This is a genomic window from Clostridium sp. chh4-2 (assembly GCF_002899675.1).
Lineage (GTDB): Bacteria > Bacillota > Clostridia > Lachnospirales > Lachnospiraceae > CHH4-2.
The window spans coordinates 223467-249890 of sequence record NZ_PKUU01000008.1 but is presented as its reverse complement, the minus strand read 5'-3'; the positions used below and the strand labels follow the sequence as shown (position 1 = coordinate 249890).

Here is a 26424-nt window from a genome sequence, read left to right as displayed (position 1 = left end):
GCGAATGGCGCCGGCCTGCCTTGTTCTGTCCTTACGGGCCTTAGTTGTTCTTAGGGGCGAATCCCGAATCCGATCTGGCTGCATCTTCCTTCCCCGGCCCGGACGGCCCCTCCGACCTTTGGCTTCCGGCTCCGCCTCCCGATTCCGGGCGTACCCTTCCGCCAAATCCGTTAAATAACAATTTTAATACCATTTTTTTCTTCATTATTCCTTAATCAAGTTTATAAACTATTTACCCCTCATTCAAACTTCCGACACAATTATCCTGTATGATTAAATCATAAACATAGCAGATAAAAAAAAGAAGTCAGAGTCTTTACATAATGTGTTTCCTACTAAGCCGGCAGGCGTGGCATCCAGTCATACTTGCCGGCTCAACCTATTCTATCAGCCGATGCGTTTCAGCCATAGATAATCATAACCTTCAAGCTTCACTTCCCCCACGCTCATCACGGTATTCGTGATCAAATCCCGGTATATTCCCTCCTGATTTAAAACTGCTGTTTTATCGTCTTCGCTGAAATTAAACAATCCAATCAGTTTTTCGCCCTGCTTTTCCCTCACCAAACAAAGAATTCCCTGATCTCCGGTTTCCAGCGTATAAGTATCTGCCGAAGCGTCAAATACCTGCTCCGATCTGCGGACCATTTCCAGGCGGCTCAGGCCGTCGAACAATTTTCCCTGTACCGTATCCGGGCTCAGAGTAAGTTTCTCCAAATCCCAGGAAAATTTTCCTCGGTGGACGTAGCGGGAATCATCCGCCTTTTTGGCATCCAGTTTATAGCTGTAATCATTTAACTGGCCGATCTCGTCTCCGCTGTAGAGAATGGGGATTCCGGACAGAGTGAACATATAGGCATGAAGCATGAGATCCAGTTGGATTCCCCTCTCTTCCATTACTTTATCCTGTTCCTCCAGCGCCTTTTCGATTCCGCACATGGAAGCCGTGGTGCCACAGAATCTGGCGTCCTGGGTTACGGGGTCTTCATTGTACAGTTCGCCCCGGCTGAAACTGCCCGGGAATTTTCCCGTGAAGAAATCATTGATATAGCGTTTGTGGGGTATTTCTTCCATGCCCCACCATTTCAGGGTGTCATAGTCCAGCCCCCATCCGATATCGTCATGACATCTGAGATAATTTAAAAACACATATTGTTTGGGCAGGCCGCTTAAAATATCCATCTGTTTTTTCAGCAGCCTGGTATCCCTGGTTGCCACGGAATTCCAGATCGTAGCCATGGTTGTCACATTGTAAAGCATGTGGCATTCCGGCTTTTCCAGCGTGCCGAAATACGGAACCACCTTTTCCGGTTCCATAACCACTTCCCCGAGAAGCAGAACCCCCGGACACACGATTTCGCCGATCATCCGCATCATCCTGATAATGGTGTGGACCTGGGGCAGATTGCGGCAGGAAGTACCAAGCTCTTTCCAGATATAGGGAACTGCATCAATCCGGAAGATATCAATGCCCTGATTGGCTAAAAACAGGAAATTGTACATCATCTCATTGAACACTACGGGATTTCTGTAATTCAGATCCCATTGATAAGGATAAAATGTAGTCATCACATAATGGCCGTTCTCCGGCAGATAAGTGAAATTTCCCGGCGCCGTTGTGGGGAAAACCTGAGGCACTGTTTTTTCATACTCAGACGGAATCCGGTCATTGTCAAAGAAGAAATAACGGTCCATATATTCCCCTTCTCCATTTCTGGCACGTCTGGCCCACTCGTGATCCTCGGACGTGTGGTTCATCACGAAATCAAGGCAGACATTCATGTCCTGTTTGTGACAGCTGCCGGTCAGTTCTTCTAAATCCTCCATGGTACCCAGGCTTTCCTGAACCTTTCTGAAATCAGATACCGCATATCCTCCGTCCGATTTGCCCTCCGTGGTGTCCAGCAGAGGCATGAGGTGGATATAGTTGACATGGCATTTTTTCAGATAATCCAGTTTTTTTTCCATTCCCTTCAGATTATCGGCAAAATTATCCACATACATCATCATCCCCAGCATGCCGCTCTGCTTAAACCAGCCTTGATCCTCACATTTTTTCAGGTCCCTAGCCTTTAAAGACGCTTTTCTCGATCTGTAAAATTCGTACATGTTCCCGCACAGCTCTGTATACATGCTCTCATTGTCATATAATTCCATATACAGCCAGCGAAGCTCTTCTTCCCTCTCATTAAACCGCTTTTGATAGATAGAATCCGGCTCTGTGCTTTGTTTCCCTGTCCTTTTCACCCGTTTCGTTCCTCACTTTCCTGTCTATTCTAATTCCAGTCAAAGGGCTGGACAAATTTTTCTCTAAGCTCATTAAGTTCTTGGTCCGATATCCCGCATTTCTTTAAGAAACCGGTGATTGAGCCATACTGCTTCCCGATATCTCCCATCAATTTTTCAATATTGCTCCCATGAGATCCGGAAATATCCTCAGTAAACTGTTTGATATAATTATGGCTCATCTCATAATCTGAGATAATATCCTCTTTCGAAACGCCCACCGCCCCCAAAAGCAGCATGGCAATGATTCCGGTCCTGTCCTTTCCCGCCGCGCAGTGGAACAGGCCCGGCCCCTCCGCCTGAATCAGAAATCGCACCGCATCTCTGATCTCCGCTTTTGAAAACCTGATCATCTGGCGGTACATACGGATCAGGGTCCTGGTATCCGTTACCCCATCATTTACCCGGATCTGATCTGCTGAGGTGGGGCCCATGAGGGATATTCCTTTCCATAAAGCGCCCTCCACAAGGCGGTCCGGCCGTTCCTTCTGTTCATGGGGATACCTTAAATCCAAAATCCTGCTGATTCCCAGCCGTTTCAGCTTCCCGATATCCTCCGGTTCCGCCTTATGAAGGCTGGTGCTGCGGTAAAATACGCCCCACCGGGTAATCCCGCCCTCGCAGGCATAACCGCCTAAATCTCTAAAATTGGCAACTCCCTTCATGGGATAACGGCGACAGCCATTCATCGTATTTCCTCCTGTTTCCATCTGTTTATTCCGGCAATGGGTCCCTGGACGTTTTCGCATCTCCGAAAAAGAAGAAAAAGTCCTGCAGTTCCGTGGTCATCATGCCATGGCTTGCAGCCAATGCCCGTGCCTCTTCAAAAAGTCTGCTCCTGTCATACGGAATACGGCGCAGGCGGATCACCCCGTCCTCAATTACCGCATAATGAGCCGTTTTATCCGGGTCGTCCGGCCTTCGGTAAGATGCGCTCCCCGGATTCAGCCACTCCATTCCATCATCCAGCACGTGTATGCACTGCCTGTGGGAATGCCCGAAAATGATTCTCCGTTTCCGGGCATTTCTATATGCCTCATCCGCATATGCATTCCAAAATTCCTCAAACTGGCTGCGGCTTTCGATCACTCCGTATCTCTCGTCATATTGGTGCCGGATCAGGTATGCCCAGCCGTCCGCCTCAAAGGTGAGATGGTCCGGAAGGCTTTCCAAATATGAGATATGGGCCTCATCCAGCCTGCGGCAGTTGTGATGAACCCATTTATATTGGTCTGGGCAAATGTCATGAAACTTCTGCTCGTTCCAGACATTTACCGTATGAAGATCATGATTTCCCTGTACCAGCTGTTTGTTTTCGCACGACTGCATCCAGCCGATTACCTCCCCCGGAGCGGTTCCGTAATCCACCAGATCTCCGGCACAGCATAGCAGGTCAAATTGAGGTTCCGCTTTCAGAATCTCATTAAGAGCCCAGATATTGCTGTGAATATCGGAAATTACTAATAATTTCATAGTACCTCTATTCTGCCGCTAAAAGCGGCCTGTATTAAATTCCACCAAGGAATGAATATTCGATTTAATTGGAAAAGAGGCAGTTTTCCCGCCTCTGTCATCACCTATCCGATTTCCAGGACCAGCCCGTCATAGGCCACTGTAAATCCTTTTGGCCCCATGATCATTTGAAGGTCATCGTGAGTGATCCCGCTCATATGAGACAGATGGTTTAAATAATACTTTGTTTCTTCATTCACGCAGTTCATCTGTATAAGCTGTTCTTTCAATTCCAGATTCTCATTAATCCCCATATGCCCGTCTCCGGGCAGCGTTCCTCTGGCGCAGTCCATGCTGACCGCGTCAAACACAAGCCCTAAGGAACCGATTTCTCTTACGGTTTCCTCCGAAAGGCGTCCGGTATCGTTGGCATATAAAAGGCTGACGCCGCCGGACACAACCGCATAGATATAACACAGTTCATCCTGTTTGTGGTTGGCCTTCAGCGGATAAAAATCCACCCCGCCTGCCTGAAACCAGGTTCCGCTCTCCACCGGCACATATCTTAGCCGTTTTCTGTCCGCATGGGGCTGATCCCTCAGAGCCTGTTCCACAGCCCGATCAATGAACCGGCTTCCATAGATGGAAATGTAATTTTCCTCTTCCGGCATCCCCGGGAGAACCGTGGCTCCGTCTCTGGCCCTGAGCGCCACGGAAAATCCGTCAAAATGATCGCAGTGGGAATGCGTCATCACCAGATCCTTCACCTCCCACAATTTCAGCCCCAGCCCAATGGACTGTGCGTACAAATCCGGTGAAAGATCGATTAATATCCGGTCATTTATCATGGCGCAGCTTCTTGTCTTCAGATTACGTCCCCCCAGCTTCCTGGCCCGCTCACAGGCCGGACAATGGCAGAACATGCCCGGAAAACCTTCCGCCGCACCCGTACCAATATATTGAAGCTTTATCATACTCATCCCGTTATCCTTTAATACCGCTCATTGTCAGTGACTGAATAAACTGTTTCTGGAACATGAGGAACACGATGAACACTGGCAGAGTCATCAAAGTTGCAAATGCGAAAATCTGTCCCCAGAATATATATACATCCGTTGAAAGCGCCCGCAGAGCCAAAGGCAGAGTCCGGTACGTCTCATCTCTCGTCACCAGCGTAGGCCATAACAGATCACCCCAGGAACGGATAAATCCCATAATCGTCACCGTCGCGCAGATCGGCTTTGACAGCGGCAGCATGATCTTCCAGAATATACCGCCGTAGGATTCCCCGTCCACAATGGCCGCCTCCATAAGCTCTTTCGGCATTCCTTTAAAATGATTGTAATACAGGAAAATATACATGGGATAGCCGATGGTGGGAAGGGCCAGTCCTGCATAACTATTCAGTATATGAAGCTGATTCGCCACCATAAATCGGTTGATAATCACGGCTTCCGTGGGAATGATGGACAATGCGATCACCAGGGAAACCAAAAGATTCTTCCCCTTAAAATCCAGCATTCCCAGTGCATATCCGATCATCGCATTGACAATGGTCACAAGCGAAACATTGATGACCGCCACCACCGCAGAGTTCTTAAAGAATTTCATAAAATTCACTTTATGGATTACCTGGACAAAATTGTCCAGCGTCAGGGTTCCCACCGGCAAAAATGCCTTAAACGTGGACATATCCGCCACGATCTGCGCATCCGTTTTCATGGAAGACACCACCATATAGACAATGGGCGCAATAAACAAAAATGCGATCAGAACGTATCCCGCATACATAAAAAGCAGGTACAGCATCCGTTTTTCTTTCGACATCGCAGATCTCATCAGTCATCCCTCCCCAATACTCTGTTTTGAATCAGTGATATGGCAAATACAATCAGGAAAAATACCACTGCAATCGCAGAGGAATACCCCAGCTGGTTATTGACAAAACCTGACTTATAAAGCAGGTAGACAACCGAGGTGGTAGAACCTTTCGGCCCTCCGTTGGTCAGCACATAGACCTGAGTGAATAACTTGAGCGTGTTGATTGTGGTGGAGATCAATACATAAACAAGCGTATTTTTAAGCATTGGAACCGTGATGTACCAGAATCTCTGGGAAGCATTGCAGCCATCCATGCGCCCCGCTTCGTACAGGTCCTCCGAGATGAACTGAAGACCTCCCAGGATGATTAACATCTGCATGCCCAGCGACTGCCAGATATACATGACTGCAATGCAGAACAGCGCCCATTTGGAATCCTGTAGCCACGCCTGGGGCTGCAGTCCAAATACTTTGAGCACAGAGTTCATCAGACCGTCTGCGCCCGGTGAAAAGATGAAAGACCACACAACGGCTACAACCGTCATGGTAATTACCTGAGGGCTGAAGTAAATCGTCCGGAACAGTTTAACACCCTTCATTGAGTTATTTACCAGAACCGCCAAGAGCGTGCCCAACAGTATGATGACCGGAACCACCAAAACCGCATAAACAGCCGTATTTAAAAATGCCTGCTGAGCCGTGCCGCTGGTCGCTATTTTTATGAAGTTTTTTAAACCGACAAATACGACCGGTTTCCCTGCCTTCTGCACCAGCATTTTATTCGTAAATGAATAAATGATCGACATACAGAACGGCAGTATGATAAATAATGTAATCGGAATCAATGCAGGGGCACAGAACAGCCAAGCTGTCCGTGTCTGCGCATCACGAATTCCATGTCTCGTTCCCGCTTTTACCTGTCCCTTCATCTACTGCCCTCCTGAACTAATTAAGATTCCATTCGTTTTCTACAATGATCTCGTCAATTGACTCCGACGCATCCTTTAACGCTTCCGACGCATCCGCTCCTCCGATTATATCAGAAGTGGCTGATTCCATAGCGCTGTAAATGGTCATATGAGCCGGTGTTAAAGGTCTTAAAACAGAAATTCCCGCTTCCAGCTGTTCGCGGTACAGATATAAGCGTCCGCCTTCTTTTAACTCTTCTTTTGTATCCAATACGGATTTTCTGGATGGAATCGCACCGTTGAAATCCGTGATCTGGTTGATATATTCCGGCTGAAGTCCTGCTTCCATAACAGACCATACCGCATCAGCCGTTCCATTTTCCGTCGCAGCTGTTGTCATCGCCCATACGGTAGAACCGGAACAGGTGAACACCCCATGTCCGAAATCAGGAACCGGAACCAGAATGGCGTCATCGCCTAAATTGGTTACATGATCGGTATATTTCCAATGTCCCAATAATGCTAAAGCGCTCTCTTTTCTTCCGTAAAATGCGTCTTCATAATCACAGGCGCTGTTCATATACCCCTGCTCTTCCAGCCAGGTGATATAAGAATATGCTGCGACCGTCTCTTCGCTGTCCAAAACGCCCTCTGTCAGCATGGTATCCCGGTTTACATAGTCTCCTCCAAAGCTGGCAATGACCGGCATGTATGTAAAATATAAGGAAGACGGTTTATTCTGACGGATATAAAGGGGATACTCCACGCCATTTGCCTTTAGCTTAGCTAAAGCGTCTTCAAATTCAGCCTTGTCCCAGGCATCCTTGTAGCTGGTCGGAATCCGGATTCCCGCATCCTCCAGCATGGACTTATTAGCCCAAAGAGCCATACCCGCATCGAACTGAGCCGTTGTGATAATGTGTCCGTCATAAGTGGATTCATCCACGATGGACTGAAGCAGGTCATCCTTAATCTCCGCCGGAATGCGGTCATCTAAGTTCTCAATGATTCCCGCTTCATAGTAAGAAGGAATCTGCAGATAATCCGCAATAATCATATCAGGGGCATCTCCAACCACAGGAGCTACCTGGATCTTGCTGTCCAGCTCGTCTTTGGGATAGTACTCGTCATTGATCTGGATATTCATTTCCGTTTCCATCTTTGTGAACATTTCACGGTATGTATCATCTTCCGCACCGGAGCTGACCCACACTTTAATGCTGCCCGTTTCTTGGGCTGCCTGGGTATCTGCTTCTGAGCCTGCCGCTTCTGTGCTTCCGGCCTCAGTCTTTGCGGCTGTTGTATCCGTTTTCGCTGCGCCGGTATCAGACACGCTCTCTCCACATCCTGCCGCCGATGCCATAAGCGCTAGAGCTGTTATTCCTACCGTTACCTTTTTCCATAAATGTCTCATTCTCAATCTACATGGCAGATTGTTCTTCGCCATGTTCTACCTCCTCCTGTTCTTGATAGGCATATTATATATCCCGGCTTGCGATATGTCAAGCGGTTGATATATAAAATAAATAATTTTAAGCTACATTTCCGAGTTTTTTACCATTTAATGCACAATTTATTTTATTATTTCTTCTTTATTTTGCATATTTTTATCATTAATGCACCATTTTTCTATCATCCGTCAGACATAGTTTGCATATTTTTTTGTTTTATGGTACTATAATTATAGATCAAACGCTTGACATGTAATTGACAGAGCGATCTTAGGAGGGATTTATGCCGACATTAAAAGATGTAGCCCAGAAGGCCGGGGTTACCGTGACCACGGTTTCAAGAGTCATTAATAATAGAGGATATCTGAGTGAAGAGACAAAGCAGAAAGTAAAACAGGCCATGGACGAACTCCATTACCGCCCCAATGAACTGGCCCGTTCTCTGTCTAAGCAAAATACAAACACCATAGGGGTCATCACCCCCCATATCATGCATCCATACTTCGCACAGCTGATCAGCCATATTGAAAATGCCGCTTCCAAACAAGGATTCAAAATCGTTTTATGCAATTCCAAAGAAGACCATTCCAGGGAAGCGGAATATATTGATCTCTGCAAAAGCAACCGGGTGGCCGGAATCATATTCTGCGGCATGATTTTAACCTCGGAAAAATATGCCCAGCTGGATTTTCCGTTTGTAGCCATAGAGTGCAACAGCCCCCTGTGCGTCTCCACAATCCTGTGCGACAACTATGCCGGAGGCCGCCTGGCCGCGGAGCATCTGATTGAACAGGGATGCAGAAACCTGCTTCATTTCAGCGGTATCATTGGTCAGGAGATGCCGGGCGACAGCAGAGCCCAGGCTTTTACGGATGTCTGCCAGAAGTCCAAAGTCAATTACGATAACGTCTGGACCGGAGACAACACCTACTACACCATGGATTATCACGAATTCATCAAACAATCTCTTTTGAAACATCCAAAGACCGACGGAATCTTTGCCAGCAGCGATCTCATCGCCGCCCAGGTCATCCAGGTCTGCGCAGATTTGAAGAAAAAAATTCCGGAAGATATGAAACTGGTGGGATTTGACGACGTCAGCCTTTCCACCTTAACCACACCCCAGATCACGACGATCCACCAGCCCACCAAGGAGATGGCGGAAATGGCGGTGGATGCGCTGATTAAAAGCAGCGGGCATGAAACGGTTCCCAGTAAAATCGTGCTTCCGGTTTCGCTCATACGGAGACAGTCCACCTAATTGGGTAAAAGACTGCATGAAAGACGGGATCAGGTAGGCAGGAGGACGGTTTAAACTGTCCTTCTGTCTTTCAGATCCCGTCTTTCATGCAGTCTTTCTCGCAATTTAGCCAAAAACGGTAGGCCTATTTTAAGGTGATTCTTAGGCTGATTGGCTGTCAAAGAATCACTTTTGGTTTTACAATTCTTACAAATTTCAGAATGATTTTTCTGTAAATCTTTTACAATTCTTTAAAATATTTTATAAACATTTTACCCGCCATTCAAATTCTTGTCACAAACTTGCTGTATATTTATACCATAAACATAATACATACAAAAAAGGAGTCAGAGCCTTTAAAAGAATATGTTTTACACTAAGCCGGCAGGATTGACAGATGGTCTTTCTTGCCGGCTCAACCGATTTTAAAGGGTCTGTTTTCTCTTACCGCTTATTCATATGCTCCCATTTTTTCACCTCTCCTAATCCAGTAGGACCAGTCCAGATCAAAGTACACGCTTGGATTTTTTCCCTCTTCGTTAAAAGAAAAAGTAACCTCTATTCTATCTTCATGATCGTCATAAAAATATAAACTCTCTCCTTTACAGGTGATAAGTGTCCCCAGGTAAACCTCATACGGAATCTCTTTTTTATCCAATAGCTCCCGCAGTTCCTCAACCGTGATATCCTTATTGACTTTTCCATTCATCATGCTGAATTTTCGGCCGAAATCTTCCAAGCTTGGCTTAAAATATCCAATTTTGCAGTCGAAATCCTGTATATCAATATCTTGGGGGTTATAAAATATATAATCCGCCACCCATTCTCTCCCATTGCCATCTATCATATAATCCCCGGAAAGAGGCGGTGCAGAATAGGCAGGAATCATTTTTCCATAATTTTCCGCTGCCGCCGGACACAGCTTGAAGTCGAACGCTGCACAAAAGTCTATCAATTCCTCAAAACTGGCCGTGGTCAGATTCAGTTTTTCTTTTCCATTAGAAATTGTAAACAAAAAGTCATTAACGCTCTGACCGGCTCTATCATCATCCCAAAAAACAGCCTCGTCTTCCTCTTCTCTCTCCGGCTCAGATTCCGGCTCCTCTAAGACATCCTCTTCATCGTCACCGTCATCCTCTTTTTCATTATCATGATCCGCCCTTGTGATAATATGGACCGTTTCATCCTCCGAACCGCACGCTGTCACGGAAGCGCCCATCATTAAAATACAGCCTGCTAAAATTATATACTTTTTCAATCTCATCTTGATATCCTCCTGAACATTTCTTATATCCAGAGGATACCATATTTCACTTATTACTGAAGATTTTCTGATAAAATGCATATCAGTCGTGACAGACGACCACTATTTAAAGAAGCCGGGCAAATTCAAATTTACCAAATCCCCAAAAGCCGCTGCATCATCAAACTAACTCCCGTAATTCCAATCCAGCAGCAAAATCCCATAATAATTGGTTTGCCTCCCGTTTTAATCAGCTTAACGATATTGGTATTCAAACCGATCGCGCTCATCGCCATAACAATGAAAAACTTGCTGAGGGTTTTCACCGGATTAAAAATTGCCGATGGGACACCTAAACTGGTGGCCACAGTGGTGATAACCGATGCCAGCACAAAATAAAGGATAAAAAACGGAAATATTTTCTTAAAATCCACCTGGCTTCCGCCTGATTTGGCGTCTTTGGCTCTCATAAAGGCCAATACTAAAGTGATTGGAATAATTGCCAGCGTCCGTGTCAATTTCACCGTTACAGCTTTATCCAAAGTCGCCACACCCAGCCCATAAAGGGAATCCCATGTGGACGCCGCCGCAGTCACTGAGGAAGTGTCGTTGACCGCTGTTCCGGCAAAGATGCCGAAGGCCTCTCCGCTGGTTGTGGAAAATCCGATCAAAGCTCCGAATGTTGGAAATAAAATCGCAGCCAGAACATTGAAGAAAAAGATAACCGAAATGGCCTGTGCAACCTCTTCATCATCCGCCTCAATAACAGGCGCAGTGGCTGCAATGGCCGATCCTCCGCAGATCGATGATCCAACACCGACCAAAATGGATATTTTTCCAGGTATATGCATCATTCTATGCAGCGCATAGGATACAATCAGCGAAGTGGAAATCGTGGCTATGATAATCGGCAGCGACTGGCGCCCTGTCTGAAGAATCACAGACAAATTCAGTCCGAATCCCAGCAGAATAACCGCATATTGAAGAACCTTTTTTGATGTAAATGTAATGCCCGCCTGGACGTTCGTTTTATCCCTGATTACAAAAGTCAAAAGCATTCCGGCAATAATTGCAAAAACCGGGCCTCCTATAATCGGAAATGCCTTACCAAGATACCAGCTCGGCACAGCGACCGCCAGGCACAATAGGATTCCCTTCCAATTCCGTTCTAAAAATTTCATACTCCCCTCTTTCCGCACAGCCTCACGGAATCGCTTTTATCACCATAAAGCTCTGCACTTTCATTATCTTGTATTTTAAAATCACTGGATTATTTTACCATCTTTTATAAATAAGATATAATTATTTATATTTATTTAACGATAAAGTTATGTTATTATAAAAGTAAAATCACAGTCTGGCTGACAGACTAAAAAAAGCATTTTGCGCACTTACAGGAGGTAAAGATGCAGGACTTTCGTATGGAAACATTTCTTACGGTCTGCGAGACCATGAATTTTACAAAAGCGGCGGCCATACTTAATTTAACCCAGCCTGCCGTCTCCCAACACATCCATTTCCTAGAAGAAGCTTATGAGATAAAGTTGTTTTCCTACCAGGGGAAACGGATTTTCCTCACCGAAGCGGGGGAAATACTCCGCAATTTCGCGCTGACCCTGAAACACGATGAAATTCATCTGAAAAACAAGCTGATCAGTACCTTGGTTCCCAAGAAAGAATTCATCTTTGGAGCCACGCTGACGGTAGCAGAATTTATCCTTCCCCAGAAGATCAAATCCTTCCTCTCCCGCACCGGAGGAAGCCAGATTCAGATGCGGGTCCGCAACACCCATGAACTGCTCAGGGAGCTGGATTCCGGAGAAATCGATTTTGCCGTCATTGAGGGCTATTTTCCAAAAGAGGAATACGATTATATCACTTACAGCGTGGAACCTTATATCGCCATCTGTTCTCCCGAAGACTATGAAAGGCTGCAGAACGCGTCTTTGGAAGACCTTTTAAATGAGACGCTGATTCTCAGGGAAGACGGTTCGGGAACCCGGGAAATACTCCAGGTTTTTCTGACCGGTAAAAATCTCAGCTTTTCCGATTTTAAAAACAGGATGATCATCGAAAATATCGGGGCCATCAAAAAGCTGACGGCTGATGGCTGCGGAATCTCTTTCCTGTATGAAAAAGCCGTGGAACCGGAACTGAAGGCCGGTATCCTAAAAAAACTGGATCTGTCAGAGTTTTCCCTATCCCATGAAGTCATGTTTATTTTTCGCAAAAACAGCCTTTTTAAAACAGATTATGAAAAATTTTATAATTATTTTTCCTGATCTCAATGCGATGGGGAGCCGAAAAAAGGGGAATCCGGAACAGGGCCGAAAAACGGCCTCATTCCGAATCCCCCTTTTTATGGAGTCCCCTTTAATCCAATAATTCTTTTCTATATATCTCAATCACTTTTTTCATAGCCTCCTGCCCTGGCGCGCCGATGGTCATACGTTTTTCCACACAGGTCTTCATGCTGATCGCATCATAGATATCCTCTTCAAACACAGGGCTGATCGCCTTGAATTCTTCCAGTGTCATATCGTCTAAAGCTATATTTTTACCGATGCAGAATAATACCAGCTGGCCTACAATTCCATGGGCATCCCTGAACGGTACCCCGTGGTTTACCAGGTAATCCGCAGCATCCGTGGCATTTGTAAAGCCGTTTTTCGCACTGGCTTCCATCACGTCTTTTCTGAATGTCATGGTGGAAATCATGCCGGTAAACAGCGCCAGACAGCCTTTCACCGTATCAATGGCGTCAAATGTGAGTTCCTTATCTTCCTGCATATCTTTATTATAAGCCAACGGAAGGCCCTTCATTGTAGTCAGAATGGATACCAAAGCCCCGTATACACGGCCTGTCTTGCCGCGGATCAGTTCTGCGATATCGGGATTTTTCTTCTGAGGCATGATGCTGCTGCCTGTGCTGTAGGAATCATCGATCTCCACGAAACGGTATTCATTGGTATTCCAGATAATGATCTCTTCACAGAAACGGCTTAAATGCATGGAAATGGTGGACAATGCGCTGAGCAGTTCGATCACATAATCTCTGTCGGCCACTGAGTCCATGCTGTTTAAAGTGGCTCCGTAAAAGCCCAGAAGCTCCGCCGAATATTCGCGGTCAAGAGGATAGGTGGTGCCCGCCAAAGCCCCTGATCCAAGAGGGCAGTAATTCATTCTCTCATAAATATCATGGAGGCGCAGACGGTCCCGTTTAAACATCTCGAAATAAGCTCCCATATGGTGTGCCAGCGTGATCGGCTGGGCTTTCTGAAGATGGGTAAATCCGGGCATAAACGTATCCACATTGGCTTCCATGATCTCCAGCAGCTCTTTAAGCAGCTCCTTCACCAGGCCGTCGATCTCTGAGATCTCATCCCGGCAGTAAAGTTTCATATCCAGAGCCACCTGGTCATTCCGGCTGCGGCCGGTATGAAGGCGTTTTCCCGCTTCCCCGATCCGTTCAATGAGATTGGCTTCCACAAAGGAATGAATGTCTTCATGCTCTTTGGTAAATACCAGTTTTCCGGCTTCTATATCGGCTAAAATCCCGTTTAGGCCGTCGATAATCGCTTTTTTATCATCCTCGGAAACAATTCCCTGTTTTGCCAGCATGGTCACATGGGCGATACTTCCCTGGATATCCTGATGATAAAATTTCTGGTCAAATGACAGTGATTCATTAAAATTGTGCACTAACTGGTTTTCTTCTTTTGTGAAGCGTCCGCCCCATAATTTCATAAGCTTATATCTCCTGTTCTTCTATATTGTCTTCCGTACCGTCGGTTTCTTCCTGATCCTCCTGAACGGGATCATTTTCACCGCCGTCCTCTTTTTCTTCCCGGCGGGGAGCTTTTAACACATCCCGCTTTCTCCAGACATATCCGCCCAAAGCCGTAACAATCAGGAATAAAATGCATCCTCCTGTGATCAGGCCTCCAAGACGCAGACCTTCCGGCTCATATTCAAAACGCACCGTATGGCTTCCTTCCGGAATTTCCACGGAAAGGAAGGTATCCATCATCTTATAGGATTCTTCCTTTATGCCGTCCACATAGACGGTCCAGCCCTTTTCATACGGAATGGTGGTAAACAGCATTCCGGCTTTATCCGCATTCACCGTGCCTTCTAAGGAAGTATCCCTCCAGCTGGTAACCTCAAATGGATACTGGTTTAACTTCTCATAAACCTGTTCCAAAGCGCTGTTATCGAAATAATACACATCCACGCTCAGCGTCTCATCCTTATTATCAGAGCTTAAAACGACTTCTTCGCCGTTAAAGCACCGTCCCAGCTCCAGAATATATCCCCGGTTCACATTGGTAAATGATTTGGATTTTTCTCCGGTGCTCATCGTCACCTTTTCCACCTTGCGGTTGCTGACATATGCAAAATATTCTCCCGTCTTATCCGGGGTAAATCTTGCTGTACTTTCTACGATCTCAGCATCCACCTTTTCCAAAACCTCAGGCGCTCCGACTACCTGGCACAGATCGTTCTGAACGGTCACAGGGCTTCCAAAGTCCCTCTGCCAGTTTTCCTCTAAATCCTTTGGAATCAAAAATCCCACCGGCAGCGTATATTTTCTCCGGTACAGATAAGTATCCTGCTCCTGATCGATGAATTCCAGCAGTTCGTCATCCGGATGCGCCTCGGAATACAAGCCGTACCGCACGGAAAACAGCATATCCACAAGCGGAGTGCTTCCTGTAATGCTGTATGCATTGGTATTGCCCTCGCATCCCACGGATTTGAAGAAATCAGTCAGAGCCTCGTTGGCCGTCGACGAAAAGAGGGAAACCGACGGAAAATTCATCCATGCGCCGTCATTTTTCGTCTTCCGTGTCACCTTTTCAACGCGGTAAAAGGTATCCGCCGGCATCTCACCCATCAGTTTTTCCACCGCTTTATTGTCTTTAATATAAGCCGACCGGCTTGTGGTCGTAACGCTGGTCACCGTGGTATTCACCGCAGCTTCCACGGACACCACTGCCAGCGCCAGCAGCACCACTGCGTTCAAACTGGCCTTTTTATTCTTATACAGATATAAAATTCCGCCATATAAAGCCAGGAATAATATAGCCACATAGTAAACAGAAAAATGGAAATGCTCCTGGGTCACCAGTTTTTCCGCCAGAATCACGAAACAGACCGATCCCCAAAATGCCGCCGCAATATGCTTCCACCGAATCTCATGCAGATGCATATACGCCCGGTAACACATCACCAAAATCAGGAAAATATAGATGAATGACTGCCTGCACGGCAGACTGTTGGGATAATGAAATCCATGCCAGATAAAGTTCAGCGCATTTACGGAAAAACTTGCAAAAAATATCATCAGCAAACTGCAGTAAACCGCTTTTTCCCGCACCGGTATCCTGCTGCACACCAGATATAAAAGGAAAAACATGAGCACAGCCACGCCGCAGTAAATATTCGGCCAGTGTTCCAGACCGATCTCAACCTTCACATTGCCGATATGTCTTGCCAGCATATCGAAGATGGAGAAATAAGAGGTCAGCGTCTGGGGAAAATTAAAATCTCCCGACGCAGTCATCTGCAAAGCGAATATCTCCGGAAGCAGCACGACCGCAGCTAAACCGCCCGCCACAAGGGAATAGACCGAGAACTGGCCGATATTAATAAGCCAGTCTTTCATGCTCTTCTTTCCTTCCAGAATCAAAAGGGCCGCAAAATACAGCACCAGGAAAAGGCAGATCATAATGGAAATATAGTAATTGGAAAGGATGGAAAGCCCTAACGTGATACAGTATAAGGTGCCTTTCTTCTCTTTTACCAGCCGCTCGATTCCCAGCACAATCAACGGAAACAGGATAATGCAGTCCAGCCACATGATATTCCAGCTGTAAGCCGCCATATATCCGGAAAGCGCATAAAAAATACCGAAAAACGCGATTCCAAAATCCTGTGTTTGTCCATGTTTGCGAAGATAATAAGCAAAACTCAAACCGCTGAGCCCGATCTTAAACACAATGGAATAAGTCATAAACTCGATCACAAGGCTCTTCGGACATAAAATTAAGAGCCAGTTAAAGGGGCTTGCCAGATAATAGGCGTAAAGCGCCGCAAAATTGACCCCCATTCCGATATCCCAGCTGTACAGCAGGCTTCCGCCGTGCTTCAGCTTATGCTGAAATTCGGAAAAGAACGGAGCGTACTGATGGTACATATCCGTCCTCAAAAAACTTTCATCGCCAAAAGGAAAGATTCTCCTCTGGGCAAATATTACGATCATGATCAGCACCGGCACTAAAAACGCGGCAACCAGACCGTCCGACGGCCTCACCATAGTGGCCACCCGGTATCTGTAATCCGCGCTCTTTTTCCTGCTGGAAGACGGCATGCCGGCATCCTCCGGCTGCTCTTTTGCAGCGGCATGTTCTAAACCGGCCTGCATGACCTCTTCTTCATTCCTATCTTCCGGATCATATGGAAACTCGTCCAACGGTTCGTCCGGCAAATTTTCTGTATTCTTCTCTTTTGTCATTATTTTTTTCATATTCTCTTCCGGTATCTCTTCAATCTGGTCCATGGATATCTCCCTGTACGTCTTAGCCTGCGTCCTCTCTAGTATTTCTTCCAGTTCTCTGGAAACCCTTTTCACTTCATCATGTTCCATCTTAAAGCTCCCTATCTTCAGCCTTTATTTTTAAAGATAAACAGTTTGCTGAACACATAATTTAACACCAGCGATGCCGCTGATACAAATACCTTGCCGATCAGTTCATGAAGGTGCATTCCCTGAACCATCACCATCATGCCGAGCAGAGTAAACAAACCGGTAGCCGCGCGGCAGGATACAAATGCCACAAATTCCTTCCATAGATAAGCCGGGCGCATCTCGTAGCTGCGGAACACCCAGAATTTGTTGGTAACAAATGCAAACATCACCGCCGCCGCCCAGCTGGCTACCGTAGAAATGCGGTAATCCACATGATTTGACCACAGCACCGTATACACAACCCAGTCCACCAGCGTGGTCAGCACCCCGAATATAATATAGGAAATCGATTCCCTGTTCACAAATTTATTCCACAACGCCTTCACCATTTCATAATCTCCTATCCGAACATATTCTCTATTGTATTATAGGAAGAAACAAATGTAAACCTCAGATCTTCATTTACTTGGCCAAAAATCGCTCCGCTCCCTCTGAATAATGAACCTTTCCATCCTCAGTAATAAAAATGGCATAGATCCCCTCCATGGACTCCACAAGTTCCATTCCCTTCTCCATTCCGAGAGAAAAACAAGCTGTGCTCAATCCGTCTCCATCCACAGACTCCCCGGATAAAATGGTGACCGAAACCAATCCGTTCTGATAAGGATAACCTGTTTTAGGGTCCAGTATGTGATGGTAGTTTACCCCGTCAATGACGAAATGGCGCTCATACACCCCCGAGGATACTACCGACAAATCTTTAATATTCATGGTTTCTATGGTCTCCGTATGATCCGCATAAGGCTTTTGCAGGCCGATTTTAAATGGCTGCTTTCCGGGCTTTTCCCTTACGCAGAGGACATTTCCACCCAGATTAATCACGGCGCTGTTCACTCCATTATCCAGAAGATAGTCCTTCAGGCGGTCCGCAATATACCCTTTCGCAATGGCGCCCAGTTCAATGGCTGTATCCGGCGAAAGGAAGGTGAGTTCATTTCCATCCAGTTGAAGATTCTGGTATCCCACTTTTTTTACCGCATCTTTCAGGGCCGCCTCGTCCGGTATCCGGTGTTCATCGCCCGTAAAATCCCACAGGGAGGTGATTGGCTCCACCGTGATATCGAAAGCGCCGTTTGAAACCTGACTGTAATACAGGCCTTTTTCGATCAGACGGGCTGCGTCATCTGAAATCGTGACTGTGGTTTCGTTTGGTGCCCTGTGGTTTAATTTGTAGATTTCACTGGTTTCGATTGTACGGCTAAACATCTGCTCATAGGACTCGCAGAGATTTAAACAGCCGTCCAGGATCTGCTGGTCCTGGGTGTCGTAGAGTGTGATAGTGACGAAAGTATTCAGCATATAGGCAGTTTTAGAGATTGGCTCCCGGGATTTGCAGCCTGTCAGGGTTAGGAGGATTAGGGATAATAATAGGATTTTGGCTTTCTTCATGAATGTGAGTACCTGCTTTCTGGTGCTTGTTGTTATTAATTTTCTAATTATAGAAGGGATTTATTGTAAGCGTCAAGGGATTTTTGAAAATGACTTCAGGTTTTATGTAAAACTTCAAGGCATTTTCAAAAATCCCTTCAGGTTTAAAGTAAAACGTCAAAGCATTTTCCGAAATGACCTCACCCTTTACATAAAAAGGTGAAGGCATTTTCCAAAATGCCTTCACCCCTAATATAAATTACCCTCTCCTATAACAACAGTTCCCCCCAACATAAGTCTCCCAAATCCCAATTTTTCTCAATCTGTCAGCCTCTGTCTCAAAAGGATTTTCCTCCAGCACCACAAAATCCGCCAGCATTCCTTCCCTTATTCTTCCCTTCACATTCTCTTCAAAGGAAGCATACGCCCCCTCAACCGTAAAGGAATCAATTGCCTCTTTCACGCTCAGCGCCTGCTCCGGCAGATAAGGCCCTACATGGTCCTTCAGCGTGGTTCTCGTCACCGCACACTGAATTCCCGCCATCACATCTGGCAGTTCCACCGGGCAGTCAGAACCATTGGAGGTATGAACCATGTCGTACAATGATTTAAAATTATAGCTGCTTTTCGCTTTTTCCGCCCCAACCCGGTCTTCCACGATATGAATATCATAATCCAGGAAAATGGACTGAATATAAGCATGGAGAGAGAACTCCTTAAACTTCGCAATCTGGTCCGGGCGCATGATCTGGCAGTGGACGATTCCATGACGGTGATCCTCCCTCGGGCATTCCGTCAAAGCCTTTTCATAAGCCGCCAGAATATCATCTAAAATCCCGTCTCCGATGGCATGAATGGCAACCTGCATATGATGGGAATTGGCATAGCAGACCATCTCTTCAAACTGTTCTCTGGTGAAGATCGGAATTCCTCTGGTGGACGCGTCATCCGCATAGGGTTCACTCATATAGGCGGTACGCGCGCCTAATGATCCGTCCCCCAGCATTTTAAGCGGCCCGATGCGGAACCATTCGTTTCCCCACCCGGTGTTGTATCCTTTGCCGATAAATTCCTTCAAACCGTCTAGCTCCATGAACTGAGACTGCTGGTTTACGCGGACCGTCATTTTTCCTTCCGCTTCCAATTCTGTATAGGCGTCCAGAATCCTTTGGTACGGCACGTTATTGAACACCAGAAGATCATCCGTCTGGGAAGAGGTCACGCCGTAGCTGTTAAGTGCTGCGGATGCGGCAAGAATCATCTTTTTAATGTCCTCTTTTGTTGGCTCCGGCAGTTTGGAATACACCAGATCCATGGCATTTTCACGGAAAATGCCGTTGGGTTCGCCGTCCGCTCCCAGTTCGAAACGGCCGCCCGGAATCTGCGGGGTATCTTTTGTAACGCCGATCATTTCCAACGCTTTGCTGTTTACCACACAGGCGTGCCCGCAGGTTCGGGTCAGACAGATGGGATGATCGGAGGAAATCTCGTCCAAATCCTGTTTCGTGGGAAATCTTTTGTCATCTGTGAAATAATCCTGGTTCCAGCCACGGCCTCTCACCCAGCTTTCTTTTTCGATCCCGCGGTCTGCGATGAACTGCTTTACGGCATTTTTCACGGCAACCATGGACTCTGTATGGGACGCCAGCTCAGCCATCTGAAGAGAATATCCGTAATTCACCAGATGCATATGGGAATCATTAAAACCGGCGCAGACAAAACGTCCTTCCAGGTCGCAGACCACATCGTCCCCGTCTTTCAGGCTCATGGCCCCTTCCACGGTTCCTGCATATACAAACCGTCCGTCCTCTACTGCAAATGCCCGGCAAAATGGCATTTCACCCGTATAAACAATACCGTTAATATAAATTGTTTTCATTATTTTCTTCCTTCCAGCGCTTCTTGCTTTTTCTTGTCTTCATAGAAAATCGGGAAGTTTTCATCCGGCCTGCCTTCATTCATGTAGCGCGCCTTATAGTCCTTTAACAGTTTAAAGTAAGTTCCGGACAGAATCAGCACCACAATAACATTGATAAAGGTCGGGATACCGCTTGTAATATCCACCATCGTCCAAATGCTCAGATCCCCCACATGGATCAGATAAAGGGTCAGCAGAAATGGCGGCAGCGCATAGAAATAGCGGAACATGAGCAGCAGCCATTTTTTCACCTTAGCATGATCCCCTGCCAGGTGGCGGAGAGTGGCCTCATAATAAACATACCAGCCGCCGGAAGTTGTGACAGAGAAAATCACCATGGTGACGGTCATAAACAGCGTGCCGAAACCTCCCAGGTTATCACGGAATACATTTAATGCAAGTGTAGCATTTGTAGCTCCGGATGTCCACTCCCCGGTGATCAATACGCTGAGGGCAGTCACCGTACACACCACAAATGTGTCCACAAATACTTCGAAAGAACCCCAAAGCCCCTGCTCCACCGGATGTCTTGTCTTGCTGGAAGCATGAACCATAGGGCTGGTTCCCCAACCGGCTTCATTGGAGTAAACGCTGCGGGCCATACCCGTGGAAATGGCTTTCGACACAGTCACTCCGGTAAATCCTCCGAGGGCGGCGCTTCCGGTAAATGCCTCTCTGAAAATCGCTGTGATCGTAGGCAGCAGATTCCCAATGTTCAGCACGATGATTACGATGCCGAACAGAAGATAGCCCACGCTCATAACAGGAACCAGTTTCACAAATATCTGTCCCAGCTTCTTAACGCCTCTCCAGATCAGGGCATATGTAAAGATAACCAGCATAAGGGCTGCCAGTTCCTGTTTTAAGCCCAGGGATGACGCCAGAACTTCCGATGTAGTAAAGTTGGATGCGCTGATGAAAAATGTGGAAAAGATTCCAAGGCCGAAGACAAATGCCAATGGAAGCCATTTTTTCCCCCAATGGCGCTCCTCTCCCAGACCGTATTCCATATAATAGGTAGGTCCGCCGTAAGGATTGCCCTCCTCATCGGTCCGCCTGTAATAAACAGCCAGAGTAACCTCCACCTGCTTAATCAGCATTCCCATCAGAGCGGTCATCCACATCCAGAACACAGCTCCCGGGCCGCCTGTGGTCACTGCCGTGGCAACGCCCGCGATATTGCCGAATCCTACCGATCCTCCTACCGCTGTGGCAATGGCTTCATATGGGCTCAGCAGCCCCTTGTCGTTTTCATCCTGGACATGGTCTTTTCGTAGAATGCAGCCCAAAGTCCGGTTAAAGATGTAACCCAGGTGCCGGATCTGGAAAAATCCGGTACGGATGGTCAGATAAAGTCCGGTTATCACCATAATTGCAATCAGCGGCGGTCCCCATAAAATGTCATAGGCAAACCAGTTAAAAAATTCAGTCATTTGTATATCCCCCTGTTTTCTTTTTTGATGCATCATCACTGTTTGAGCGCTGCAGTTAATGTTGACAACACTCTCGTTTTTGGCAAAATTGACGTCTGGATTTTATGGCATAAGAGAGAATCCCGCTTGCGGGATTCTCCGCCTGCGGCGGGTCGCTTCAGCGACATTATACCTTACCGCCGCAGTGCGGCCCCATAGCCAACGAAGTTGGCATTGGAGGGCTTTTTTATATCATAGGCTCACTTTCCTATGATATAAAAAAAGCAACGGCACAGGCCATTGCTTTTCATATCATATTAACAATCCAGCCAATAGCGCCTCCACTTTACAGTGAGAGTATGCAGCCTCTTAGACTGCATCCCAACGAATAAAACCGGCAGGTTTCCTTCGTTTCGGCGGTAAATCCTTTCCTCCCATCTCACAGCTCCTGCCGGACCTCCATGGGGCTACTGATCTTCACCGCGCCTCTATTGCATCTCATAGTATTAAATTCATTGATATCATACTATCAGTATTCAGGGTATGTCAACTATTTATTTTTTCAATCCGGTTTTAATAATCGGATATAAGTCAAATGCAAGTATTCCGAAAACGATGATATAAGCAACAGCGTACATCTTGACCGCCTCTCTTTCCCTTTTGATATCCTTATTATATCAGGTTGCAAAAGAATAACAATTCACAAAATACATAAGAATTCATACAAAAAGGAGCTGTTTTGCGATGATATACACAAATTTTTAGGTTGCCTAAAAAATTTTGTATTTTCAAAAATACAGACTGCACATGAATTAAGGAATTAAATAAATGGGATTGCTCCAGGCCGTCTTTCCTACCCTGTCCGTGCATTCAACGCGCACATAAGTTTCATGGCCTTTCAGATCGTAAAATGCTTCCGAAACCGTCTCTTCTTTAGACCTGCACACCATGCTCCTGCCGTCATTTACAAAATTGCCCGCTATAAAATCAATCCGGTACACAGGGCTGCAGTTCACATAAACTCTGCCGTCACGAATTCCCCAGTCATAAATCTCAGGCCCTGAAGAGGAATAATAATTCCCGCAGATCATATTTTCCACAATGTCCTCATGGGTCAGAGCATCCGCATTAACCACGATAAAGCCTCCGAAGGAATCGTCAAACAGCCCTTCATTGTGATTGTCATCGGAAGCAAATCCTAAAATCCTTTTGCCTTCTCTCAGCATAACATCCCAGTAAGTCGTGTCAAATCCGGTGCTGCTTTCATTTACCGTATCATAATTAAAGATCTCCAACGCCCACAGTCCCTTGGTGTCTATAAACTCGCTCTCCCTGACTCTGGACCATATGGGATGGTTATACGTCGTTATGCAGCCTTTCTCCCTCAGTTCATCCGCCAGCCGCTGCGCCGCTTCCGCTCCGTTCCAGGTTCCATAGTACCGGAGGGGTTCCTTCCGCTCCATATGTTTGAACAGTTTTCCGTTCTCCGACGCCTTCTCCTGCATGGCTTTTGTCCCTAAGATACCATGAATGTGGTGGACCTTCAGGCGGTTGGGGAAATTCCTGTTCTCAAACAACACTGCCGAAGCTTCCAGCCCCGGAAGAATGATAAAATTCTCAGAATCAAATTCATTTCTGTAATCCGTATAGCAGTCATGTTCCGACAGGCACAAAAAATGATACCCATGGCTTTTGAACAGCTCCACAGATTCCTCTGGCGTCAGCAAACCGTCCGAGTTTGTGGTATGGCTGTGAAGATTGCCTTTATACCAGTTTTTCAAATGTTTAAATCCACATCGTTCCATTCTCTTCTTCCTCTGTTCTTATTATGATTCGCAGTCCCTGTGGTCCCTGCCTTCCGCTCCGGTTTTGGCAGTTTGCCGCCGGGGCTGTGAATCGTAACCTGTCTTCTCAATTTACAGGCGAATGCAGTTTCTGTCCGACACGGAAAGGTTGACTTTCATCCCGTTTTCGAACAGAACTTTGCTCCTGAACAACACATCCACATGAAGTTTGATGCCCCCTGCGTCCACCAGATAGCGGAGCACATTTCCCCTCGGAATGCTGTCCACGATCACTCCGTCAAACCGGTATTCGTCAGGCCCGTCAATCGGTCCTGCCGATATCTGAAGGGTTTCCGGGCGGATGGCAATTTCGCTGCCGGATATTTCCCTGCGCGTTACGCAGAAGAACTCGTCTTTGGACAGGATGTTGTAATTGCCGATAAAACCGGCGGCAAATCGGCTAACCGGCTGTGTGTACATGGAGATGGGGCTGCCGGACTGCTCGATCTTTCCGGCGTGGAACAGATGAATCACATCCGACATGACCATGGCCTCGTCCTGGTCGTGGGTGACGAAAATGGAGGTCAGCCCCATTTCTTTATGAATCTGGCGAATGCTGTTCTGAAGGGATTTTCTCAGTTTTGCATCGATGGCGCTCAGCGGTTCGTCCAGAAGCAGAACCTTTGGACGCATCACGATACTTCTGGCCAGCGCCACTCTCTGCTGCTGTCCGCCGGACAGGTTCATGGGGTACTGGCGCTCCTTTCCCTCTAATTCCACCATTTTAATGGCCTCCAGCACCCTTTTTTCAATCTCCTTCTGACCTGTTTTTTTCAGTTTGAGGCCAAATGCGATATTCTCCTCCACCGTCATATTGGGGAACAGGCTGTACTGCTGAAATACCATACCTATATTGCGGTCTTTCGGATCTTTGTGTGTAATGTCTTCTCCGTCCAGAAGAATCTGTCCGCCGGATATCTCTTCTAAGCCGGAAAGGCAGCGCAGCAGCGTACTTTTTCCGCATCCGGAAGGGCCTAACAGGGTGACAAATTCTCCCTTTTCGATCTTCAGATCAATTCCCTTCAATACCTGGTTTGTGCCATAGTATTTATCAATCTGCTTAAATTCTATATATGACATAACTTATCTTTCCTTTCTGTCCCTGCCTCTTAAAAATACCCCCGCCGAGATAAATAATGTGACCAAAAACAGGATAATAATGATCGCACAGGTCTTTTGCCCGGATTTTTTCATCACATCATAGAGATACATCTGAGCGGTGGGGAAATAATTGCCCGCCACCGTATTAATCACCACAAAGTCGCCGAACACGATTGCCATAGCCAGCATGGCGGAAACCGTAACGCCGCTTACAATATTGGGAACTACCACCTTAAAAAATGCATAAAACTTGCTTGCTCCCAGCATCTGAGCGGCCTCAATCAGCCTTGGGGCGTGCACGCCGTTTAAATTATTGCGGATTCCCTGATAAATATAAGGAAGCACCACAATGCAGTAGGTGGACACCAGCATAAAGATCCTGTTGGAAAATGGTTCCGGCGCCGCGGCATACAAAGACAGCACGCAGATCGGAAGGATTACACCCTGGATCGCATACGGCACAGTACATAATGTTTTCATGATTTTATCCAGCTTTGGATGGTAAACCACCACCACATACATGGCTAAAAGAACGAAAACCGTGCAGATCACAATAGGAAATATGGAAATCACAATAGTTCTGCCTATGGCTTCCCAAAATGCCGGATCGCTCAGTATCTCATGGTAGGCCCTCAACGTAAATCCAGTGGGAAGAACCGCCATCCATTCATTGAATACTGAATACAAAAATGTAATGACCAAAGGAAACAAAAGATAGATTCCAATCACCGCGATGGCAATTTTCGCTCCCGCTTTCTTAGACGAACGTTTCATGACCTCCCTCCTTTCTGCATATGAAGCACCTTTTCATTCAAATAGATGGAAAGCACCATCAAAAGCATCAAAATCACCGCCAGAGCGCTTCCGAACTGGGGGCGCTGTACCACGTCCCCCACAAACTGTTCCGAAATCCGTATAGGCAAAATGGATAAGTTATTCATAAGGAGAGCATAAGCCGTGGCATAGGCGGATATGGCATTGGCAAACAGCACCGAAAATGTGCCCAATATGCTGGGTTTTAAGACCGGAATCCCCACTTTAAACCAAAATGTCCTTTCATCGCCTCCCAACAGGCTGACCGCCTCCTTCCACTCTTTTTTAATGGAATCAAAGGCCGGAATCAGCAAAAGCGTAGCCAATGGAACCTGAAAATACACATAGATCAGAAGCAGTCCCCACACCGTATAAAGCGGAAAACCTGCCAGAGCCCCGATTCCATATGTCTTTCCAATCATGGTCATCACCCCCACATTTCCAAACAGAATGATGTAGGAAAAAGCCAGCGGCACTCCGGAAAAATTGGATACCATATTTAAAATGCTCATAAAAAATTTCTTTCCTCTGCCGCTTTCACTATAAGCCGCTTTTGCACCGATAAATGCGATTATCAGACCGATGATGGAAGAAAACACAGCCACAATCAGACTGTTTCCAATTGCTGACCTATATAACTTTTTCGTAAAAATACTCTGATAATGTTCCAGGGTAAAACCGATTCCCCCTCCTTCCGGCATAAAGCTTTTCACCACAACCGTAAGGATCGGTACCAGTTCAAACATCCCTGCCAGCAGCAAAAACGGCAGCAGTGCAAATAAATAAGTTTTCCCTTTTAATGCTTTCATATAACCC

The 26424-nt window shown here is 46.5% G+C and carries 22 protein-coding genes and 1 riboswitch; of the genes, 2 read left to right on the top strand and 20 right to left on the bottom strand.

All coding sequences use genetic code 11. The annotated features are described in order from the left end of the window. Positions 1-40: 40 nt before the first annotated feature. From C0033_RS27025 to C0033_RS11090, 8 genes are all read right to left on the bottom strand, one after another. Positions 41-193, bottom strand: coding sequence for a hypothetical protein (locus tag C0033_RS27025; RefSeq protein WP_180994681.1), 153 nt, complete (start codon positions 191-193; stop codon positions 41-43). Positions 194-387: 194 nt separating this feature from the next. Continuing rightward, positions 388-2157: an alpha-amylase family glycosyl hydrolase gene (locus C0033_RS11120; protein WP_103227949.1), complete on the bottom strand. Its 1770-nt coding sequence runs from the start codon at positions 2155-2157 to the stop codon at positions 388-390. A 119-nt stretch (positions 2158-2276) separates the two neighbouring features. Further along, positions 2277-2975, bottom strand: a complete 699-nt coding sequence (locus C0033_RS11115; protein WP_103227940.1) for a tyrosine-protein phosphatase — start codon at positions 2973-2975, stop codon at positions 2277-2279. Between the two features lie 25 nt (positions 2976-3000). Beyond that, on the bottom strand, positions 3001-3759 hold the full coding sequence (locus C0033_RS11110; protein ID WP_103227939.1) for a metallophosphoesterase family protein: 759 nt from the start codon (positions 3757-3759) through the stop codon (positions 3001-3003). Between the two features lie 104 nt (positions 3760-3863). Continuing rightward, positions 3864-4718 (bottom strand): MBL fold metallo-hydrolase, encoded by an 855-nt coding sequence (locus C0033_RS11105; protein WP_103227938.1) that lies wholly within the window; start codon positions 4716-4718, stop codon positions 3864-3866. 4 nt (positions 4719-4722) lie between these two features. Then, positions 4723-5577, bottom strand: coding sequence for a carbohydrate ABC transporter permease (locus C0033_RS11100; RefSeq protein WP_103227937.1), 855 nt, complete (start codon positions 5575-5577; stop codon positions 4723-4725). Further along, on the bottom strand, positions 5577-6488 hold the full coding sequence (locus tag C0033_RS11095; RefSeq protein WP_103227936.1) for a sugar ABC transporter permease: 912 nt from the start codon (positions 6486-6488) through the stop codon (positions 5577-5579). Before C0033_RS11095 ends, C0033_RS11100 begins: the two co-directional genes overlap by 1 nt. Before the next feature lie 16 nt (positions 6489-6504). Beyond that, a complete protein-coding gene (locus C0033_RS11090) occupies positions 6505-7914 on the bottom strand; it encodes an extracellular solute-binding protein (protein WP_242984473.1) in 1410 nt (469 codons plus the stop codon). 287 nt (positions 7915-8201) lie between these two features. Between C0033_RS11090 and C0033_RS11085 the strand changes: the two genes are divergently transcribed. Further along, positions 8202-9179, top strand: coding sequence for a LacI family DNA-binding transcriptional regulator (locus C0033_RS11085; RefSeq protein WP_103227935.1), 978 nt, complete (start codon positions 8202-8204; stop codon positions 9177-9179). A gap of 430 nt (positions 9180-9609) precedes the next feature. Here the strand turns inward: C0033_RS11085 and C0033_RS11080 are convergent, their stop codons facing one another. After that, positions 9610-10422 carry a hypothetical protein gene (locus C0033_RS11080; protein WP_103227934.1) on the bottom strand — a complete coding sequence of 271 codons (813 nt, stop codon included), beginning with the start codon at positions 10420-10422 and terminating at the stop codon, positions 9610-9612. 131 nt (positions 10423-10553) lie between these two features. Next, the gene (locus C0033_RS11075) at positions 10554-11582 is read right to left on the bottom strand and encodes a YeiH family protein (protein ID WP_103227933.1); all 1029 of its coding nucleotides are present in this window, start codon (positions 11580-11582) and stop codon (positions 10554-10556) included. A 225-nt stretch (positions 11583-11807) separates the two neighbouring features. On the opposite strand from C0033_RS11075, the gene C0033_RS11070 reads away from it, so the two are divergent. Then, on the top strand, positions 11808-12683 hold the full coding sequence (locus C0033_RS11070; protein WP_103227932.1) for a LysR family transcriptional regulator: 876 nt from the start codon (positions 11808-11810) through the stop codon (positions 12681-12683). A 91-nt stretch (positions 12684-12774) separates the two neighbouring features. Here C0033_RS11070 and argH read toward each other — a convergent pair whose 3' ends face one another. The 10 genes from argH to C0033_RS11015 form a co-directional block, all read right to left on the bottom strand. Then, complete coding sequence (argH, locus tag C0033_RS11065; RefSeq protein ID WP_103227931.1) at positions 12775-14148, bottom strand: argininosuccinate lyase; 1374 nt, start codon at positions 14146-14148, stop codon at positions 12775-12777. A 4-nt stretch (positions 14149-14152) separates the two neighbouring features. Then, complete coding sequence (locus C0033_RS11060) at positions 14153-17050, bottom strand: YfhO family protein (protein WP_103227930.1); 2898 nt, start codon at positions 17048-17050, stop codon at positions 14153-14155. 17 nt (positions 17051-17067) lie between these two features. Then, positions 17068-17481: a GtrA family protein gene (locus C0033_RS11055; RefSeq protein ID WP_103227929.1), complete on the bottom strand. Its 414-nt coding sequence runs from the start codon at positions 17479-17481 to the stop codon at positions 17068-17070. A gap of 73 nt (positions 17482-17554) precedes the next feature. After that, positions 17555-18451, bottom strand: a complete 897-nt coding sequence (locus C0033_RS11050; RefSeq protein ID WP_347501093.1) for an FAD:protein FMN transferase — start codon at positions 18449-18451, stop codon at positions 17555-17557. A gap of 328 nt (positions 18452-18779) precedes the next feature. Then, positions 18780-20399 carry an amidohydrolase gene (locus tag C0033_RS11040; RefSeq protein WP_103227926.1) on the bottom strand — a complete coding sequence of 540 codons (1620 nt, stop codon included), beginning with the start codon at positions 20397-20399 and terminating at the stop codon, positions 18780-18782. Further along, positions 20399-21871 (bottom strand): sodium:alanine symporter family protein, encoded by a 1473-nt coding sequence (locus C0033_RS11035; RefSeq protein ID WP_103227925.1) that lies wholly within the window; start codon positions 21869-21871, stop codon positions 20399-20401. Before C0033_RS11035 ends, C0033_RS11040 begins: the two co-directional genes overlap by 1 nt. Before the next feature lie 304 nt (positions 21872-22175). Then, positions 22176-22349: riboswitch (Lysine riboswitch) on the bottom strand. A 313-nt stretch (positions 22350-22662) separates the two neighbouring features. After that, on the bottom strand, positions 22663-23655 hold the full coding sequence (locus tag C0033_RS11030; RefSeq protein WP_103227924.1) for a PHP domain-containing protein: 993 nt from the start codon (positions 23653-23655) through the stop codon (positions 22663-22665). 111 nt (positions 23656-23766) lie between these two features. Then, the gene (locus C0033_RS11025; protein ID WP_103227923.1) at positions 23767-24774 is read right to left on the bottom strand and encodes an ABC transporter ATP-binding protein; all 1008 of its coding nucleotides are present in this window, start codon (positions 24772-24774) and stop codon (positions 23767-23769) included. A gap of 3 nt (positions 24775-24777) precedes the next feature. Beyond that, positions 24778-25569, bottom strand: coding sequence for an ABC transporter permease subunit (locus C0033_RS11020; RefSeq protein ID WP_103227922.1), 792 nt, complete (start codon positions 25567-25569; stop codon positions 24778-24780). Then, entirely contained in the window at positions 25566-26417 is an 852-nt protein-coding gene (locus C0033_RS11015; protein WP_103227921.1) for an ABC transporter permease subunit, read from the bottom strand. Before C0033_RS11015 ends, C0033_RS11020 begins: the two co-directional genes overlap by 4 nt. Between the last annotated feature and the right edge of the window lie 7 nt (positions 26418-26424).